General features: G+C 49.6%; 2 rRNA genes. Both read right to left on the bottom strand.

The annotated features are described in order from the left end of the window. Window positions 1–94 precede the first annotated feature (94 nt). Window positions 95–210: ribosomal RNA gene (gene rrf, locus OI69_RS18650) — 5S ribosomal RNA — on the bottom strand. Between the two features lie 136 nt (window positions 211–346). Further along, window positions 347–478 (bottom strand): 23S ribosomal RNA (locus OI69_RS18645); the annotation flags it as partial.

Here is a 478-nt window from a genome sequence, read left to right as displayed (position 1 = left end):
GGCGGATTTGTCCTACTCCAGATAGCACTCACCGACAAACAACACGTAAAACAAAAAGCCCAGTCTTCCGACTGAGCTTCTTGTTTTATTTGATGCCTGGCAGTTCCCTACTCTCACATGGGGAAGCCCCACACTACCATCGGCGCTACGGCGTTTCACTTCTGAGTTCGGCATGGGGTCAGGTGGGACCACCGCGCTATCGCCGCCAGGCAAATTCTGTTTCATTCCAGCCGTTGCTTCTCATGACCTTATTTCTTTGTCATTTCCACAACCACCAGAACCAATCTTCGAACAAGCTAAAATATTGTCTCTTGAGTCTCATCAACCAAAACACCTTCGGTGTTGTAAGGTTAAGCCTCTCGGGTCATTAGTACTGGTTAGCTCAACGTATCGCTACGCTTACACACCCAGCCTATCTACGTCGTCGTCTTCAACGGCCCTTCAGGGACATCTAGTGTCCAGGGAAGACTCATCTCGA

Origin of the sequence: Pectobacterium fontis, assembly GCF_000803215.1 — a bacterium.
In the GTDB taxonomy this organism is placed as follows: Bacteria; Pseudomonadota; Gammaproteobacteria; order Enterobacterales; family Enterobacteriaceae; genus Pectobacterium; species Pectobacterium fontis.
The sequence above is the reverse complement of the archived record's forward strand: the minus strand, read 5'-3'. Positions and strand labels throughout refer to the sequence as shown.